This is a genomic window from Pseudomonas botevensis, assembly GCF_019145475.1.
Classification (GTDB): Bacteria; Pseudomonadota; Gammaproteobacteria; order Pseudomonadales; family Pseudomonadaceae; genus Aquipseudomonas; species Aquipseudomonas botevensis.
In genome coordinates this window covers 184,494-201,327 of the sequence record NZ_JAHTKI010000008.1, presented here as the reverse complement: position 1 = coordinate 201,327, position 16,834 = coordinate 184,494, and the positions used below count along the sequence as shown (strand labels likewise).

14 protein-coding genes are annotated in these 16,834 nt (G+C 61.2%); 4 read left to right on the top strand and 10 right to left on the bottom strand.

Annotated elements, in window-relative coordinates; genetic code table 11:
* Nucleotides 1-16: 16 nt before the first annotated feature.
* The 3 genes from KVQ74_RS13070 to pcaC are packed head-to-tail and all read left to right on the top strand — an operon-like array spanning nucleotide 17 to nucleotide 2,588.
* Entirely contained in the window at nucleotides 17-1,381 is a 1,365-nt protein-coding gene (locus tag KVQ74_RS13070; protein WP_217831499.1) for a 3-carboxy-cis,cis-muconate cycloisomerase, read from the top strand.
* A gap of 12 nt (nucleotides 1,382-1,393) precedes the next feature.
* Nucleotides 1,394-2,185 carry a 3-oxoadipate enol-lactonase gene (gene pcaD, locus KVQ74_RS13065; RefSeq protein WP_217831497.1) on the top strand — a complete coding sequence of 264 codons (792 nt, stop codon included), beginning with the start codon at nucleotides 1,394-1,396 and terminating at the stop codon, nucleotides 2,183-2,185.
* A gap of 10 nt (nucleotides 2,186-2,195) precedes the next feature.
* A complete protein-coding gene (gene pcaC, locus KVQ74_RS13060) occupies nucleotides 2,196-2,588 on the top strand; it encodes a 4-carboxymuconolactone decarboxylase (RefSeq protein WP_003222417.1) in 393 nt (130 codons plus the stop codon).
* A 79-nt stretch (nucleotides 2,589-2,667) separates the two neighbouring features.
* Here the strand turns inward: pcaC and KVQ74_RS13055 are convergent, their stop codons facing one another.
* From KVQ74_RS13055 to emhA, 7 genes are all read right to left on the bottom strand, one after another.
* Nucleotides 2,668-3,486, bottom strand: coding sequence for a methyltransferase domain-containing protein (locus KVQ74_RS13055; protein WP_217831495.1), 819 nt, complete (start codon nucleotides 3,484-3,486; stop codon nucleotides 2,668-2,670).
* A gap of 21 nt (nucleotides 3,487-3,507) precedes the next feature.
* Nucleotides 3,508-3,864, bottom strand: a complete 357-nt coding sequence (locus KVQ74_RS13050) for a DUF1641 domain-containing protein (protein ID WP_225929981.1) — start codon at nucleotides 3,862-3,864, stop codon at nucleotides 3,508-3,510.
* A 26-nt stretch (nucleotides 3,865-3,890) separates the two neighbouring features.
* Nucleotides 3,891-5,081, bottom strand: a complete 1,191-nt coding sequence (locus tag KVQ74_RS13045) for an NAD(P)/FAD-dependent oxidoreductase (RefSeq protein WP_217831493.1) — start codon at nucleotides 5,079-5,081, stop codon at nucleotides 3,891-3,893.
* 191 nt (nucleotides 5,082-5,272) lie between these two features.
* Nucleotides 5,273-6,526, bottom strand: a complete 1,254-nt coding sequence (locus tag KVQ74_RS13040; RefSeq protein WP_217831491.1) for an OprD family porin — start codon at nucleotides 6,524-6,526, stop codon at nucleotides 5,273-5,275.
* A 335-nt stretch (nucleotides 6,527-6,861) separates the two neighbouring features.
* Complete coding sequence (gene emhC / locus KVQ74_RS13035; RefSeq protein WP_217831490.1) at nucleotides 6,862-8,322, bottom strand: efflux RND transporter outer membrane subunit EmhC; 1,461 nt, start codon at nucleotides 8,320-8,322, stop codon at nucleotides 6,862-6,864.
* A complete protein-coding gene (gene emhB, locus KVQ74_RS13030; protein ID WP_217831489.1) occupies nucleotides 8,319-11,483 on the bottom strand; it encodes an efflux RND transporter permease subunit EmhB in 3,165 nt (1,054 codons plus the stop codon). Before emhB ends, emhC begins: the two co-directional genes overlap by 4 nt.
* A 3-nt stretch (nucleotides 11,484-11,486) precedes the next feature.
* Complete coding sequence (emhA, locus tag KVQ74_RS13025; RefSeq protein WP_217831487.1) at nucleotides 11,487-12,644, bottom strand: efflux RND transporter periplasmic adaptor subunit EmhA; 1,158 nt, start codon at nucleotides 12,642-12,644, stop codon at nucleotides 11,487-11,489.
* A 266-nt stretch (nucleotides 12,645-12,910) separates the two neighbouring features.
* Between emhA and KVQ74_RS13020 the strand changes: the two genes are divergently transcribed.
* Complete coding sequence (locus KVQ74_RS13020) at nucleotides 12,911-13,543, top strand: TetR family transcriptional regulator (RefSeq protein WP_217831486.1); 633 nt, start codon at nucleotides 12,911-12,913, stop codon at nucleotides 13,541-13,543.
* 237 nt (nucleotides 13,544-13,780) lie between these two features.
* On the opposite strand, the gene KVQ74_RS13015 is transcribed toward KVQ74_RS13020, so the two are convergent.
* From KVQ74_RS13015 to KVQ74_RS13005, 3 genes are all read right to left on the bottom strand, one after another.
* Nucleotides 13,781-14,422, bottom strand: a complete 642-nt coding sequence (locus KVQ74_RS13015; protein ID WP_217831485.1) for a hypothetical protein — start codon at nucleotides 14,420-14,422, stop codon at nucleotides 13,781-13,783.
* 163 nt (nucleotides 14,423-14,585) lie between these two features.
* Nucleotides 14,586-15,635: an alkene reductase gene (locus tag KVQ74_RS13010; protein ID WP_217831484.1), complete on the bottom strand. Its 1,050-nt coding sequence runs from the start codon at nucleotides 15,633-15,635 to the stop codon at nucleotides 14,586-14,588.
* Nucleotides 15,636-15,666: 31 nt separating this feature from the next.
* Entirely contained in the window at nucleotides 15,667-16,833 is a 1,167-nt protein-coding gene (locus KVQ74_RS13005; RefSeq protein WP_217831483.1) for an MFS transporter, read from the bottom strand.
* Nucleotide 16,834: the final 1 nt, after the last annotated feature.

Genomic DNA, 16,834 nt, shown 5'->3' with positions numbered 1-16,834 from the left:
GCCGGCAAGGATTCTTATGACTCAGCGACCGGGCAATCAATTGTTCGATGCCTATTTCACTGCCCGCGATATGCGTGAGGTGTTCTGCGATCACGGCCGGGTGCAGGCGATGCTCGATGTCGAAGCGGCGCTGGCCCGGGCCGAAGCGCGGGTCGGGTTGATTCCGGCGACGGCCGTCGGGCCGATCGAAAACGCCTGCGATGCCAGTCTGTACGACTTCGCGGCACTGGGCGAGGCCATTGCCACGGCGGGCAACTCGGCGATTCCGCTGGTCAAGGCGTTGGGCAGGCAAATCGCGGCGGCAGATGCCGAAGCCGAACGCTACGTGCATCTGGGCGCGACCAGTCAGGACGTGATGGATTCCGGGCTGGTGCTGCAATTGCGTCAGGCGCTGACGCTGATTGAAAACGATCTGGCGCAGCTGGCCGATTCGTTGGCGACGCAAGCGCAGCGTCATGCGGCAACCCCGTTGGCCGGGCGTACCTGGCTGCAACACGCCACCCCGGTCACCCTCGGCATGAAGATCGCCGGTTGGCTCGGCGCCGTGACCCGCAGCCGCCAGCGTCTGCGCGAACTCAAGCCGCGTCTGTTGGTGCTGCAATTCGGCGGCGCGTCCGGCACCCTCGCGGCGCTGGGCGAGCAGGCTTTGCCGATTGCCCGGGCACTGGCCGAAGAGCTGCAACTGAGCCTGCCGGAGCAACCGTGGCACACCCAGCGTGATCGCATCGTCGAGTTCGGTGCCGTGCTCGGCCTGATTGCGGGCAGCCTCGGCAAGCTCGGGCGCGACATCAGTCTGTTGATGCAAACCGAAGCGGCCGAGGTGTTCGAACCTTCGGCGCCGGGCAAGGGCGGTTCCTCGACCATGCCGCACAAACGCAACCCGGTGGGCGCGGCGGTGCTGATCGGTGCGGCCACGCGGGTGCCGGGACTGGTGTCGACGCTGTTCAGCGCCATGCCCCAGGAACACGAGCGCAGCCTCGGGCTATGGCATGCCGAATGGGAAACCCTGCCGGAGATTTGCGGTTTGGTTTCGGGGGCATTGCAACAGGCGCGGCTGCTGGCCGACGGTCTTGAAGTCGACGCCGCACGCATGGCGCGCAACCTGGAGCTGACCCAGGGCCTGGTGCTGGCCGAAGCGGTGAGCATCGTCCTGGCGCAAAGGGTCGGGCGCGACAAGGCCCATCATCTGCTCGAACAATGTTGCAAACGCGCGGTGGCCGAGCAGCGTCATTTGCGCGCGGTGCTGGGCGATGAACCGCAGGTGACCGCCGAACTGAGCGCCGCTGAACTGGATCACCTGCTCAATCCCGCCCATTACCTCGGCCAGGCACAAGTATGGGTCGAGCGCGCGGTGGCCGAACACAACGCTTTGACTGTCTGAAAGGAGAGGGCCGTGGCTTTCGTTCAACTCGCCGATGGCGAACTGCACTACCAAATTGAAGGGCCGCAGGGCGCGCCGGTACTGGTGCTGTCCAACTCGCTGGGCACCAATCTGCACATGTGGGACGCGCAGATGCCGGCGTTCACCGAGCACTTTCGCGTGTTGCGTTTCGACACCCGTGGTCACGGCCAGTCGCTGGTCACGCCGGGGCCGTACAGCATCGAGCAACTGGGCCACGACGTGCTGGCGCTGCTGGCTGCGTTGCACATCGAGCGGGCGCATTTCTGCGGACTGTCGATGGGCGGTCTGATCGGTCAATGGCTGGGGATCAATGCCGGTCAGCGCCTGCACAAGCTGATCGTGTGCAACACCGCCGCGAAAATCGGCGATCCGTCGGTGTGGAATCCACGCATCAAAACCGTGCTGCGCGATGGTGCGGCGGCGATGGTCGCGTTGCGCGATGCGTCGATTGCCCGCTGGTTTACCCCGGACTTTTCCACCGCCAACCCGGCGACGGCCAAGCAGATCACTGACATGCTCGCCGCCACTTCGCCAGAAGGCTACGCCGCCAATTGCGCGGCGGTGCGTGATGCGGATTTTCGCGATCAACTGGCGTCGATCAGCGCGCCGCTGCTGGTGATTTCCGGCACCGAAGACGCGGTGACGCCGCCGTCCGGCGGGCATTTCATTCAGGCGCATGTGCGTGGGGCGCAGTACGCCGAATTTTATGCCGCACACCTTTCCAACGTTCAGGCCGGCGCTGCGTTCAGCGAGCGGGTACTGACGTTTTTGCAGGCCGATTGAGGACGTATCCGTGGACGAGAAACAACGTTACGACGAAGGCCTGCAAGTGCGTCGCGCGGTGCTGGGCGATGCCCATGTCGACCGCAGCCTGAACGCCCTGACCGAGTTCAACTCGGAGTTCCAGGAGATGATCACCCGCCACGCCTGGGGCGACATCTGGACCCGTCCAGGCTTGCCGCGCCACACCCGCAGCCTGATCACCATCGCCATGCTGATCGGCATGAACCGCGAGGCCGAACTCAAACTGCACCTGCGCGCAGCGGCCAATAACGGCGTGAGCCGTGGGGAGATCAAGGAAGTGATCATGCAGAGCGCGATTTACTGCGGGATTCCGGCGGCCAATGCGACGTTTCATCTGGCCGAGTCGGTCTGGGATGAACTGGGCGTCGAATCCAGGGAGTGATGGAGCCCCGCGCCGGCGCTTTCGCGGGTAAGCCCGCGAAGGCGCCGGACGCTGCGACGCCTCAATCCGCTCCTTCTACTCAAACTCGGGCTACGATAAAAATCCGCTTGAACGGAAACAGCGTGTGCCCGTCGTTCTCTTGCGGATAGTGCTTATGCACCCGCATCACAAAGTGATAGATGAACCGCGCCTGCTCCTCTTTATCGAGCCCCAGCATCACCTGGCGCAACGCCGACACTCTCACCCAGTCATACACCGGCGATTTACCATCGACCACTTGCAGTTGCCGGCTCTCCCAGATTTCCAGTGACCGGGTGACTGGCGCGAGCAGTCGGTAGTAATCCTTGAGTCGCAACAATGGGCGAGCAGCCATGCGCTGGCGCAACTGCGCCGTGCCCAGCGGTGTACCGTCGGGGCCGCCATCTTCGAGGGTGTCGAGCATCAGCCGATACCACAACGCATCACGCCAGTTCGGCATGTGGGCGGCCAGGCAACCGCCCGGATTGAGGTAGCCGAGCAGGCGCGGCAACAATTGTTCGTGGTCGTCGATGAAATGCAGCACAGCAGCGGCGAACAATAGATCCGCCTGACTTTCGGGCTTCCAGTCGAGCAGGTCGCATTGCTGCCACGACGCCTTGATCGGCAGGCAGCGTGCCTCTCTCAACATCTCTTCGGAGCTGTCGATGCCCTGCAATTGCGCGTGCGGCCAGCGTTCGGCGAGCAGTCGTGTGGCAATCCCGGTGCCGCAGCCCAGGTCATAAATGTGCCGGGGATTTTCCACGCTGACACGATCGAGCAATTCATTGACCGGTTGTTGCCTGAGCCGGGAAAACTGCTGGTACGCCTTGGCGTCCCAGTCGGTGCAGGGCTTGCCCGGCGTTTCGAGGTTTACGCTCATGAGGTGGTCCTCTCTGGCGATTTACAGCTGTCTTCCGATGACGTTGAGCGTTTTCAGGACAACGGCCACACCTTTGCGCGTATCTTCTTCGTTCAGCAGTTTGAGCAGGGCGTAGAGGCTCGGCGGTTTGCCTTGTGTCATGATTTCGGCCCTGGTCATTCGCAGGGTATTGGCCGCTGCCCAACCGGAAGCCGTAACCTCTTCGAACACATTGGCCAGTTTTTCCACCGTGGCGGCATCCAGCAGGTCGATCAGGTCCGACACCAGGGAAAGCAGGTCGACGATGTTGTCCAGTCGCCCGCTATCGATCAAAGGTTGCAATCTGGCCATCAGGGCGCTGTACCCGGGGGTGGCCGACACGTCTTCAGGCATGTTCATCAGCAATCACTCCTCCCTGTGCAGGGTCAAAGCATTCCCCGGGCGACGGCCCAGTACAGGCCGCGATTGAAGCCGTTGCGCAGCAGGCCGCCGATTTTGGTGGGTGGGGTGGGCTGCACGTCTCTGGAGTAGTCGTACCAAAGGGGCATGCCGGCATTGAGGCCCATTTGCGCGACGGCCTGGACCCGCCCGTCATAGACGCTGACCGGTTTGCCGAGACGAATTTCGGCGGCAATGTTGTTGGCGATCACTGGCGCCTGGTTATGGCAGGAACCCCCGGCCTTGCTGACCGGCAAATCCACGGTGTCGCCGATCACATAGACATTCTCCAGACCATAGACCTGCAGTGTTTCGTGGTTGGTCGGCAGCCAGCCTTCATCGTTTTGCGCCTGCGAGACACCACACTCCAGCACCGCATCCACCGCGCGGATCGGCGGTGTTGCCATCAGGATGTCGAAAGGCTGCGCCTCATCCTCTGCGGAGTAGGCGATTTTCGCATCCGGATCAACCCGGCTCAGGGTGAAGCCGCGCTGATAGTGGATGTCCTTCTGCTCGAAAATGGCAGGCAGAATTTCCCCGGTTGGACGTTGCAGGAACAGGCAGTTTCGCAGCAGTTGGGCGGTGGTCGGGTAGGTGTAGATGATTTCCACCTTGTCCCGAACCCCACGCCGACGCAGGTAGTCGTCCAGCATCAGCGTCGTTTCCACCGGAGCGATACCGCACTGATGTGGAACGTTGGGCGTCTGGGGGAACGACACGGAGATGAAGATCCGACCCTTTTCAATCGTGCTCAGGCGCTGGGCCAACTGACGGGCCGGATCGTATTGATAGAAATGGTCGCCGGCCTCTTGCAGACCTTCGATGCGTTCCGGTGCCGGCAAACATCCGGTGGCAATCACCAGGAAGTCGTAGCTAAAGGGCTTGCCGCTGCTGGTTTTCAGGCGTTGGCCGGCGAAATCGAAGCGCGTGACCTTTTCGACCTGAAAGCCAATTTCCGGGCGCAGCAATGAGCGTTCCGGGCGTTTGAGTTCTTCTTTGAAATACAGATTGAACGCTACGTACATGAACGCAGGTTTGTAGTAGTGATCGGGGCAATCGGACAACAACAGGATCGAGACTTCGCCGCGCAGGATTTCCGGATACAGCTTGCGGGCCAGTTGATTGGCCAGCATGGTTCCTCCTACGCCGCCACCGACGATAACTATTCGCTTGCTCATACCTGACCTCCGTGGCCAAGGCAGCTTCGCGTACAGCATCCGGAGATAACGGAAGAAAAAGGGGCTCCTACAGCCGAGATGGAGAATTCAGTAACTTTTTGACTCTATCTGCGTTTGCGCAAACCGCCAGTTCGATACGACCGGCGGTAAATCGCGACACGCCACATTCTGTGGTGCGTCGGGATTGCAGCTCAGAGCAGACTGATCGGGTAGCTGACGATCAGACGGTTCTCGTCGAATTCGTTGTTGCTGAAGTCGCGGCGCATGGTCGAATTGCGCCATCTGACGTTCAGGTCCTTGAGCGTGCCGCTCTGTACCGTGTAGCCCAGTTCCGATTCACGCCCCCATTCCTTGCCGTCGGTGATGCTGCCGGTGTGGACGTTGTCGCCGCTGATGTAGCGGTTCATCAGGGTCAGGCCGGGAATGCCGAGGGCGACGAAGTTGTAGTCGTGGCGCACCTGCCAGGAACGTTCCCGGGCGTTGTCGTAGCTGGCGTTGTAGCTGTCGTTGGCCAGGGTGCCGCCGCTGGTGCCGTTGACCCGCATCCAGGCGCTGTCGCCGGTGAGTTTTTGCAGGCCGACATAGAAGGTGTTGCCGCCGTAGCGCGCGGAAAACATCCCCGACCAGGTCTTGTTGTCCAGCTCGCCGGCCCGTGCGCTGCCATCATCCTTGCCGTAGAAGAAGCCGAGGTTGGCGCCGAGGGTCCAGTCGCCCAGCGGCTGGCTGTGGATCAGGTTGACGTATTGCTGGCTGTAGATGTCCTTGAGTTCGGCGTTCCACAGGCCGATCTGCGTGCGTTTTTCATTGAACACGTACTCGCCGCCCTGGAAGTTGAAACGGTCGGAGGTGAACGCGGCTTTGCCCGTCATCGACATGTCGCTCATGCTGCTGTCGTCGCGCGGGCTGTTGGCGCGGAACTGGCCGCCGTAGAGCGTCAGGCCGTCGATTTCCTTCGAGGTGATCTGCCCGCCACGGAAGGTTTGTGGCAGCGAGCGACCGTCGTCCGAACGCAGGATCGGCAGCACCGGCATCCACTCGCCGACCTTGATTTCGGTCTGCGACAGCCTGGCCTTGAACGCCACGTTGGTGCGGCCGAAGGTGTCCGCCGGGCGGCCGTCATGGTCCAGCGGCAACGCCTGCGTGCCGCCGGTGCCTTTGCCGCCGTCGAGCTTGACCGAGTACAGCCCCAGTACGTCCATGCCGAAACCGACGGTGCCCTGGGTGAAGCCGGATTTGGCGTCGAGGATGAAGTTCTGCGTCCACTCTTCAGCCTTGCCCTGAGCCTTGGTCGGGTTGGTGAAGTTGCGGTTGATGTAGAAGTTGCGCAGGTTCAGGTTGACCTTGGCTCCTTCGACGAATCCGGCTTCCTCGGCCGCCACGGGCAGGGCGGCGCCGGCCAGTGTCAGGGCGATCAGACCGGGAAATGCATAGGTGGAAGGCGTCATGAGGTGAGTCTCTCTAATTATTTTTAGGTGAAGCGGGGCGCACTGCCGCGGCGAGCGGGGCAGACATGGCGTCGTGAGTCAGGGGGGAAACGGCGGCGATCAGCCGGATGGGGCAGGGCGCGGGAGCATGGTGTCGAACCTGTTGTTATTGGTTTTGTGGGACGAATGGTGCGGGGCGCGAGTGGGGCGATTCAATCGTCGAAAGCGGGTTTTGGGCGATTATCGAACGCTAGATGCGGGGAATTGTCCGGTGGGTGTGAGGGCTGTTCACGTCTTTCTGCTACAAACAAAACGCCCGCCAAAATGGCGGGCGTTTTGTGTTCAGCTGCTGATGATCAGAACAGCTTCATCTTCGGCGCTTCTTCCTTCAGCGGTTCGTTCTGCGCGGTCTGCGCATTCCAGCCACCGCCCAGGGCCTTGTACAGGTTGACCGCACTGGTCAACTGCGCGAGGCGGTCGGTGATCAGCGATTGTTGCGCGCTGAACAGCTGACGCTGGGCATCGAGGAAGGTCAGGTTGCTGTCGACACCGATGCGGTAGCGACGCTCGGCCAGGCGGTAGTAATCCTGGTTGGCGGTGACGAAGTCACGCTGCGCCTGCAACTGTTCGGTGTAGGTCTGGCGTGCGGCCAGGCCGTCGGCGACTTCCTGGAAGGCCGTTTGAATGGACTTCTCGTAGTTCGCCACGCCGATGTCCTTCTGGATCTTGGCGTAGTCGAGGCTGGCGCGCAGGCTGCCGGCGTTGAAGATCGGCAGGTTGATCTGCGGCTGGAACAGCCACGTACCGGAGCCCCCCTTGAACAGACCGGACAGGTCCGGGCTCAGGCTGCCCGCGTTGGCGGTCAGGCTGATGCTCGGGAAGAACGCCGCACGGGCCGCGCCGATATTGGCGTTGGCCGCCTTCAGGTTGTATTCGGCCTGGAGGATGTCCGGACGACGCTGCAGCAGATCCGATGGCAGACCGGCCGGTACGTCGGCGAGCAGGTCATCCGACAGCGGCTTGGCCGCTTGCAGGTTGGCCGGCACGCCGGTGCCAAGCAGCAGGGTCAGACTGTTTTCGTCCTGGGCGACTTGGCGGGTGTAGCGCGCCAGTTGCGCCCGGGCGTTTTCCACGGAAGTGCGCGACTGCGCCAGATCCAGCGCCGAGGCCACCCCGACTTCGTTGCTGCGGCTGGTCAGCTTGTAGCTTTCCTCGAAGGCACCGAGGGTGTCCTGAGTCAGCTTGAGCAGTTCCTTGTCGGCCTGCCAGGTCAGGTAGGCGTTGGCCACGCTAGCGACCAGGCTGATCTGGGTGCTGCGGCGCGCCTCTTCGGTGGCGAAGTATTGTTGCAGCGCTTGTTCGCTCAGGCTGCGAACCCGACCGAACAGGTCGAGCTCGTAGGCGCTGATGCCGACGGTGGCGGAGTAGGAACTGCTGATGCTCGCTTCACCGGTCTGCGACGCGCGGGCCGGAACCCGCTGGCGGCTGCCGCTGCCGGTGGCCGAAACGGCCGGGAACAGGTCGGCACGCTGGATGCGGTATTGAGCCGCGTAGGCGTCGATGTTCAGCGCCGCGACGCGCAGGTCGCGGTTGTTTTCCAAGGCCACCTGGATCAGCTGTTGCAGGGCCGGGTCATGGAAAAACTGCTTCCAGCCCTGCTCGGCGGCGGCCTGCGCCGGCGCCTGGGCCGACGAGTACGCCGGGCCTTGCGGGTATTGCGCCGCGACCGGTGCTTCAGGCTGCTGATAGTCAGGGATCAGCGAGCAACCGCTCAGCACGAAGGCGGCGACTGCGATGGAGAGTAGCGACTTGCTCATTGGCCAGCCTCTTTAGGAGTTTCTATGGCGTCATCCTTGCCGGCGTTTTTGCGCTGGCCCATGGACGACACAGTGACGAAGAACAGTGGAACCCAGAAAATCGCCAGGATCGTTGCCGTGAGCATACCGCCAATCACGCCCGTACCGATCGCGTGTTGACTGCCGGAACCCGCGCCGGTGGAAATCGCCAGCGGCACCACGCCGAGGACGAAGGCCAGCGACGTCATGATGATCGGTCGCAGACGCATGCGGCACGCTTCGATGGCGGCATCGCGCAGACTGCGGCCCTGCTCGTGCAGCTCCTTGGCGAACTCGACGATCAGAATGGCGTTTTTAGCCGCCAGACCGATGGTCGTCAACAGCCCCACCTGGAAGTACACGTCGTTGGACAGGCCGCGCAGGCTGGTGGCCATCAGCGCACCGATGATCCCCAGCGGCACCACCAGCATGACCGCGATCGGAATCGACCAGCTCTCATACAGCGCCGCCAGACACAGGAACACCATCAGCAGCGAGAGGGCGTACAGCGCCGGTGCTTGCGAGCCCGACAGACGTTCCTCGTAGGACAGACCGGTCCAGGAAATACCGACACCGGCCGGCAGCTTCTTGGCGATCGCTTCGACTTCGGCCATCGCTTCACCGGTCGAGTAACCCGGCGCCGGGGCACCCAGGATCTCCAGTGCTTCCACGCCGTTGTAACGCGCCAGTTTCGGCGAGCCGTAGATCCACTCGCCCTTGGCGAAGGCCGAGAACGGAACCATGGTGCCGGCGGCGTTGCGCACGTACCACTTCTTCAGGTCTTCGGGGCTCATGCGCGAGTCCGGCTGGCCCTGTACGTAGACTTTCTTCACCCGACCACGGTCGATGAAGTCGTTGACGTAGCTACTGCCCAACGCGATCGACAGCGTGTTGTTGATGTCGGCGATGGTAATGCCCAGGGCACTGGCCTTCTCGTCATCGATTTCCAGCTGGAACTGCGGCTCGTCGTTCAGGCCGTTCGGGCGCACCTGGGTGAGCACCTTGCTCTGCGCGGCCATGCCCAGGAACTGGTTGCGGGCAGCCATCAGCTTGTCGTGACCGATACCGGCGCGGTCTTGCAGGAACACGTCGAAACCGGTGGCGTTGCCCAGTTCCAGTACCGCAGGCGGGGCGAAGGCGAACACCATCGCGTCGCGGAAACCGAAGAAATGCTGCTGGGCGCGGGCGGCGAGGCTGAACACACTGTTGTCGGCATTACGCTCGTGCCATGGCTTGAGCATGATGAACGCCATCCCCGAGCTCTGGCCACGGCCGGCGAAGTTGAAGCCGGTCACGGTGAACACCGAGGCTACCGCGTCGCCTTCGCCGCCGTCCTTGGTCGGACGCAGCAGATACTCACGCATTTCATCCACGACCACTTGAGTGCGCTGGGCAGTCGAACCGGCCGGGGTCTGCACCTGGGCGAACAGTACGCCTTGGTCTTCTTCCGGAAGGAATGCAGTCGGAATGCGGGTGAACAGCCAGACCATGCCGACCACGATCAGCAGATAAGCCAGCAGATACGGCGCCTTGCGCTGCAGGATATTGCCCACGCCACGCTCGTAGCCACGAACACCACGGTCGAAGTTGCGGTTGAACCAGCCGAAGAAGCCTTTTTTCGGCGCGCCGTGCTCACCGTGCGGAATCGCCTTGAGCATGGTGGCGCAGAGTGCCGGGGTGAAGATCAGGGCAACCATCACCGACAGTGCCATGGCCGAAACGATGGTGATCGAGAACTGCTTGTAGATCACACCGGTCGAGCCGCTGAAGAACGCCATCGGCAGCAGTACCGCCGACAGCACCAGCGCGATACCGACCAGTGCGCCCTGGATCTGGCCCATGGACTTCTTGGTTGCTTCCTTCGGTGACAAGCCTTCTTCGCTCATCACCCGTTCGACGTTTTCCACCACGACGATGGCGTCGTCCACCAGCAAGCCGATGGCCAGCACCATGCCGAACATGGTCAGGGTGTTGATGCTGAAACCGGCGGCGGCGAGGATGCCGAACGTACCGAGCAATACCACCGGCACGGTCATCGTGGTGATGACGGTGGCGCGGAAGTTCTGCAGGAACAGGAACATCACCAGGAACACCAGCACGATCGCTTCGACCAAGGTTTCAACCACACCCTTGATCGATTCGGTCACCACCGGGGTGGTGTCGTACGGGAACACCACTTCCATGCCTTGCGGGAAGAACGGCTTGAGGTCGTCAATTGTCTTGCGCAGGGCTTTGGCGGTGTCGAGGGCGTTGGCGCCGTTGGCCAGTTTCACCGCCAGACCGGATGCCGGGCTGCCGTTGAACTGGGCGCTGACCGCGTAGTTCTCGCCACCGAGGCCGACATCGGCGACGTCTTTGAGGCGAACCTGCGAGCCGTCCTTGTTGACCTTGAGCAGGATTTCCTTGAACTGCTCGGCGGTCTGCAGACGGGTCTTGCCGATGATCGTGGCGTTCAGTTGCTGGCCCTGCACGGCAGGCAAGCCGCCGAGCTGACCGGACGACACCTGGACGTTCTGCGCCGCGATGGCGGTTTTCACGTCGACCGGGGTCAGGTTGAAGTTGTTCAACTTGGCCGGGTCGAGCCAGATGCGCATCGCGTACTGGGCACCGAAGACCTGGAAGTCACCGACACCGGCGGTCCGCGAAATCGGGTCCTGCATGTTCGACACGATGTAGTTGGACAGGTCGTCCTTGGTCATGCTGCCGTCACGCGACACCACGCCGATCACCAGGAGGAAGTTCTTCACTGCCTTGGTCACACGGATACCCTGTTGCTGCACTTCCTGCGGCAGCAGCGGGGTGGCCAGGTTCAGCTTGTTCTGGACCTGGACCTGCGCGGTGTCGGAGTTGGTGCCTTGCTCGAAGGTCGCGGTGATGGTCATGCTGCCGTCGGAGTTACTTTCCGACGACACATAACGCAGGTTGTCGATACCGTTGAGCTGCTGTTCGATCACTTGAACCACGGTGTCCTGCACGGTCTGTGCGGACGCACCCGGGTAGGTCACCTGGATCGCAATGGCCGGTGGCGCGATGCTCGGGTACTGGTTGATCGGCAATTTCAGGATCGAGAGTGCCCCGACCAACATGATCACCAGGGCAATTACCCAGGCGAAAATCGGACGGTCGATGAAAAATTTTGACATGGGTTACTCCCCTTTGCCGCCGGCGGCTTTGTCAGCTGCCTGAGCGGGGGCCGGGTTCTTTGCGCCAACGTTGGTCGCTTCGCTCGGCTTGACTTCGATGCCTGGCTTGACGAATTGCAGCCCTTCGGTGATCAGGCGATCGCCGGCCTTCAGGCCGTCTTCGATCAGCCACTGGCTGCCGACGGTGCGGCTGGCCTTGAGCTGACGCAGTTCGACCTTGTTGTCCGGGCCGACCACCAGAGCGGTTGGCGTGCCTTTGAGGTCGCGGGTCACGCCTTGCTGTGGGGCGAGAATCGCTGCGCTGTTCACACCGGCCTGCAACTGGGCGTGCACGAACATGCCTGGCAGCAGGGTGTGATCCGGGTTCGGGAACACGGCGCGCAGGGTCACCGAACCGGTGGTCTGGTCGACCGACACTTCGGAGAATTCCAGCTTACCGTCGAGTTTGTACTGGCTGCCGTCTTCCAGGGTCAGCTTGACCGCAGCGGCGTTGTCGCCGGCCTTTTGCAGACGACCGCTTTCCAGTTCGCGGCGCAGTTCCAGCAGTTCCACCGAGGACTGGGTGACGTCGACGTAGATCGGGTCGAGCTGCTGGATCACGGCCATGGCGTCGGTCTGGCCGCTGCTGACGAGCGCGCCTTCGGTCACCGAAGAGCGGCCGATACGCCCGGAAATCGGCGCGTAGACCTTGGTGTAGCGCACGTTGATCTGTGCGGTCTGCAAGGACGCTTCCGATTGCAGGCGGTTGGCCACGGCGGTGTCGTATTCCTGACGGCTGACCGCTTGCTCATCGACCAGTTGCTTGTAGCGGTCTGAGATCGACTTGGTCGAACGCAGGTTGGCTTCGGCGCTTTTCAGGGTCGCTTCATAGACCGACGGATCGATCTGATACAGCTGCTGGCCGGCTTTGACATCGCCGCCTTCCTTGAACAGACGCTTGAGAATGATGCCGTTGACCTGCGGTCGAACTTCAGCGATGCGGAACGCACTGGTGCGCCCCGGCAGTTCGGACGTGAGGGTGAACGCTTGTGGTTGCAGGGTGACGACGCCGACCTGAGGAGGTGGTGCGGCGGGAGCCGCCTCTTCCTTTTTACATCCGCTGAGCAGCGATGCCAGGGCGACGGCAGTGACCAGAGCGGTAACAGCTGGCTTGAATTGCATGAAGATCCTCGGGTCAGGCGCGCGAAAAGCGCACAAGAAGTGTGGAAGGGTAAAAATCAGGTGCCGGGTGGATAAGTAGCTTGCTAAGGAATATACTTACGTTCATGGTTGTTTGTAAACACCTTGGCCGCGTACCCACCCTGATACAAAAGTCGTCGCAAGGTCTGAAATTGTAGGCCGGGGCGTCGATCCACGAGAGATCACCCCCTTTTTATTCAGCGGATATTCAGCCATCCCTGAAACATCCTGTTTGAGGTTTTACTGTCATGGTCCGTCGTACCAAAGAGGAAGCTCAAGAAACCAGAAGCCAGATTCTCGAAGCCGCCCAGAAAGCCTTCTATGAACGGGGCGTGGCGCGTACCACGCTGGCGGATATCGCCAGCCTGGCCGGCGTGACTCGCGGCGCCATCTACTGGCATTTCAGCAATAAGGCCGATCTGTTGCAGGCGATGCTCGATACCCTCAAAGAGCCGCTGGATGAACTGGCCAGAGCCAGTGAGAGCGAGGACGAACTCGATCCACTGGGCTGCATGCGCAAGCTGCTGATTCATTTGTTTCATCAAGTTGCGCTGGATCCGAAGACCCGGCGTATCAACGAAATTCTGTTTCATAAGTGCGAGTTCACCGATGAAATGTGCGATCTGCGCCAACAGCGTCGGGAAGCCAGTCTCGAATGCAATCTGCGTATCGGCTTGACCTTGCGCAACGCCGTGAATCGCGGCCAGTTGCCGGCGGATCTCGACACTGCCCGCGCGGCCATCAGCATTCACGCGTACATCGATGGCCTGTTGTACGGCTGGCTGTTGGTGCCTGACAGCTTTGAACTGCACGCCGAAGCCGAGCGCTGGGTCGAAACCGGGCTGGATATGCTGCGCTTGAGCCCCAGCCTGCGCAAATGAAACAAAATACGTAATTGGATCAGTTTGTGTCGATGATGGAGGCGAATGAAGATCCCTGTTCGCTCGCCCCGCTGCAATGGGATGCTTTTATATACCGCTGCGGTTCGAGTTGAAACATAGCGAGCTACGTATTTTGTAGGGATTTTGTATATCTTCCCTTGGTTGATCCGGCAGTCAATTTCTCCATGCACAGCAAGCGCCTTGTCAGGGCGCTTGCTGGTGAAAAAAACGTGCGCTTCAGTTTGCTTCGCGGATTACGATCTTCATGGCGTAACTATAAGGCGAAGTATTTTGGCGTTGTGTCAACTCGGTGCTGCACAAAAGCTCGGTCTTTCCGGTCGACCGCGTGTTGTATTGTCGTGACACCGTTGTAGTATTACCAAAAGCCAACGGTTCGTAACGCAGATAGAGTTGTGCTTCTGTTGAGAATGTGAAGGCTCTTTCAGCGCTTTTATAAGTAAATTCATGTTTTATTTTCGAACTGCGAAATATAGACTTTGCGTTGCTGATACGTCTGAGTCGATCATCGCGAAGTATGAATGACGTATAGTCGCCCGCGCCGAGATCAAACTCCTTCAGCGGCAGCTGACTGCTGTCCCAACTGGCTTTGGTCAGGGAGAAGTTTTCTCGGGTGGTGTTGTAGATATAGATCAGAACGCCGGTTTCATTGGTCATCTTACTGACGGGGTTCCATTGGATCGGCTGCTCTTTTGCAGCTTTTTCGGCATTTGCATTGAATCTTTCCACATGCCTGTGCTTTTCCAGGAACTCTTTGAGCTCATCTTTGTTTAATCCGGACAAGTATTCTCTTGCGCGGTCTATGTAACTTTTATCTTCTGTGCTCGAAATGCCGGAAATGAAGCTTTCTATATCATCCATGAAAAAATCTCTGTGCTGGGTTGGTAAGTTTTAAAAGTAACAGTGCTCAAGTTTGTTTGCATGCGAGGTGTGTAATGGTTTATGTCGTTGAGTGTTTTTTATAACTAATAAAAAAGGCCCCGGCTCTTGCGAGTCGGGGCCTTTTGTTACAACTAACTAAAGGTTACAGCGTCGGGTAGTCGAGGTAGCCGACCGGGCCTTTGCCGTAGAACGTTTCCGGGTGCGGCTGGTTCAACGGCGCATCGGCCTTCAGGCGCGCCGGCAGGTCCGGGTTGGCAATGAACGGTACGCCGAATGCCACGGCGTCGGCCTTGCCGCTGGCCAGCCATTCATTGGCGCTGTCCTTGGTGAAACGCTCGTTGGCGATGTACACGCCACCGAACGCTTCTTTCAATTGTGGGCCGAGGCTGTCGGCGCCTTCTTTTTCGCGGGAGCAAATGAACGCGATGCCGCGCTTGCCCAGTTCGCGAGCGACGTAGGTGAAGGTCTCGGCCAGGTTGTCGTCGCCCATGTCATGGGAGTCGGCGCGTGGCGCCAGGTGTACGCCGACACGGCCGGCGCCCCAGACGTCGATGGCCGCGTCGGTCACTTCCAGCAACAAGCGGGCACGGTTTTCCAGGGAGCCGCCGTAGTTGTCGGTGCGCTGGTTGGTGCTGCTTTGCAGGAACTGGTCGAGCAGGTAACCGTTGGCGCTGTGGATTTCCACGCCGTCGAAACCGGCGGCCTTGGCGTTCTCGGCACCGGTGCGGTAGGCGTCGACGATGTCGGCGATTTCAGCGGTTTCCAGAGCGCGTGGCGTCGGGTAGTCGGCCAGTGGACGCACCAGGCTGACGTGGCCTTTGGGTTGCAGGGCGCTTGGGGCGACCGGCGCTTCACCGTTCAGGTACGACGGGTGGGAAATACGTCCGACGTGCCACAGTTGCAGGAAGATCTTGCCACCGGCGGCGTGGATGGCTTTGGTCACGTTGGTCCAGCCACGTACCTGATCGTTGGACCAGATGCCGGGGGTGTCCGGGTAGCCGACGCCCATCGGGGTCACGGAAGTGGCTTCGCTGAGGATCAGGCCGGCGGAGGCGCGTTGCACGTAGTACTCGGCCATCAGCGCATTGGGTACGCGGCCTTCGTCGGCGCGGCAGCGGGTCAGCGGCGCCATGATGATGCGGTTGGACAGCTCGAGGTCGCCCAGTTTGATCGGATCGAAAATAGTTGCCATGAAATACAACCCTCGTGAGTTATTGAATGAATCAGTGAGTAGCAGAAGCCAGCGCGGCATTGCCGTTCTGACGGAAAGTGATCAGGGTCACCAGCAGGGCCAGCACCGCCAGAACGGCGGCGGCGAGCGGCACGCTGGTCAGGCCATAGCCGTGGGCGATGACGCTGCCGCCGACCCAGGCGCCCAGGGCGTTACCGACGTTGAATGCGCCGATGTTCAGGGTCGAAACCAGGTTCGGTGCGTCCTTGCCGTAGGTCACGACGTTGACCTGCAGGGCCGGCACCGCGGCGAAACACGCGGTGGCCCAGAGGAACAGGGTGATTTCGGTGGGAATCAGCGCAACGCTGGTCCAGCTCAGTACGGTGGAGGTCACGGCCATGGCGATGAACACGCCGATCAGCGTTGCGGCCAGGCCTTTGTCAGCCATTTTGCCGCCGATGATATTGCCGACGGTCAAGCCCAGGCCGATGAGCATCAGGGTCCAGGTCACGCCACGGGGCGAGACGCCAGTCACTTCCCCGAGCAGCGGCGCGACGTAGGTGAACAGGGTGAAGACCGACGCGGCGAACAGCACCGTCATGCTCAGCGACAGCCAGATCCCGGCGCCCTTGAGGGCCGCCAGCTCGCTGCGCATGTCGAGTTTTTCCTCATCATGTTTCGCTGGCAGGAAACGGATCAGGCCGATCAACGCAACCACACCGATCACGGTCACTGCCCAGAAAGTCGAACGCCAGCCTTCCTGCTGCCCCAACGCAGTGCCCAACGGCACGCCGAGAACGTTGGCCAGGGTCAGGCCGGTGAACATCAGCGCCACGGCCGACGCGCGTTTGTTGGCCGGCACCAGACTTGCCGCCACCACCGAACCGATGCCGAAGAAGGCGCCGTGGCAGAGGGCGGTGACGATCCGGGCCAGCATCAGCACGTTGTAGTCACTGGCGATGGCGCAGAGCAGGTTGCCGATAATGAAGATGCCCATCAGCGCGACCAGGGCGGCCTTGCGCGGCAGCTTCGAGGTCGCCATGGCCATGAACGGTGCACCGATGGCCACGCCCAGGGCGTAACCGGTCACCAGCCAGCCGGCACCGGGAATCGACACCCCGAGATCGGCCGCCACATCGGGCAGCAGGCCCATGATGACGAACTCGGTGGTGCCGATGGCGAAGGCGCTCAAGGCGAGTATGAGAAGCGAGAGGGGCATC

Bases quoted from the DNA above. Each gene is read 5' to 3' on its own strand.
- KVQ74_RS13070 (WP_217831499.1), top strand. From the start codon at position 17: ATGACTCAGCGACCGGGCAATCAATTGTTCGATGCCTATTTCACTGCC.
- KVQ74_RS13055 (WP_217831495.1), bottom strand. From the start codon at position 3,486: ATGAGCGTAAACCTCGAAACGCCGGGCAAGCCCTGCACCGACTGGGAC.
- KVQ74_RS13050 (WP_225929981.1), bottom strand. From the start codon at position 3,864: ATGAACATGCCTGAAGACGTGTCGGCCACCCCCGGGTACAGCGCCCTG.
- KVQ74_RS13045 (WP_217831493.1), bottom strand. From the start codon at position 5,081: ATGAGCAAGCGAATAGTTATCGTCGGTGGCGGCGTAGGAGGAACCATG.
- KVQ74_RS13040 (WP_217831491.1), bottom strand. From the start codon at position 6,526: ATGACGCCTTCCACCTATGCATTTCCCGGTCTGATCGCCCTGACACTG.
- emhC (WP_217831490.1), bottom strand. From the start codon at position 8,322: ATGAGCAAGTCGCTACTCTCCATCGCAGTCGCCGCCTTCGTGCTGAGC.
- emhB (WP_217831489.1), bottom strand. From the start codon at position 11,483: ATGTCAAAATTTTTCATCGACCGTCCGATTTTCGCCTGGGTAATTGCC.
- emhA (WP_217831487.1), bottom strand. From the start codon at position 12,644: ATGCAATTCAAGCCAGCTGTTACCGCTCTGGTCACTGCCGTCGCCCTG.
- KVQ74_RS13020 (WP_217831486.1), top strand. From the start codon at position 12,911: ATGGTCCGTCGTACCAAAGAGGAAGCTCAAGAAACCAGAAGCCAGATT.
- KVQ74_RS13015 (WP_217831485.1), bottom strand. From the start codon at position 14,422: ATGGATGATATAGAAAGCTTCATTTCCGGCATTTCGAGCACAGAAGAT.
- KVQ74_RS13010 (WP_217831484.1), bottom strand. From the start codon at position 15,635: ATGGCAACTATTTTCGATCCGATCAAACTGGGCGACCTCGAGCTGTCC.
- KVQ74_RS13005 (WP_217831483.1), bottom strand. From the start codon at position 16,833: ATGCCCCTCTCGCTTCTCATACTCGCCTTGAGCGCCTTCGCCATCGGC.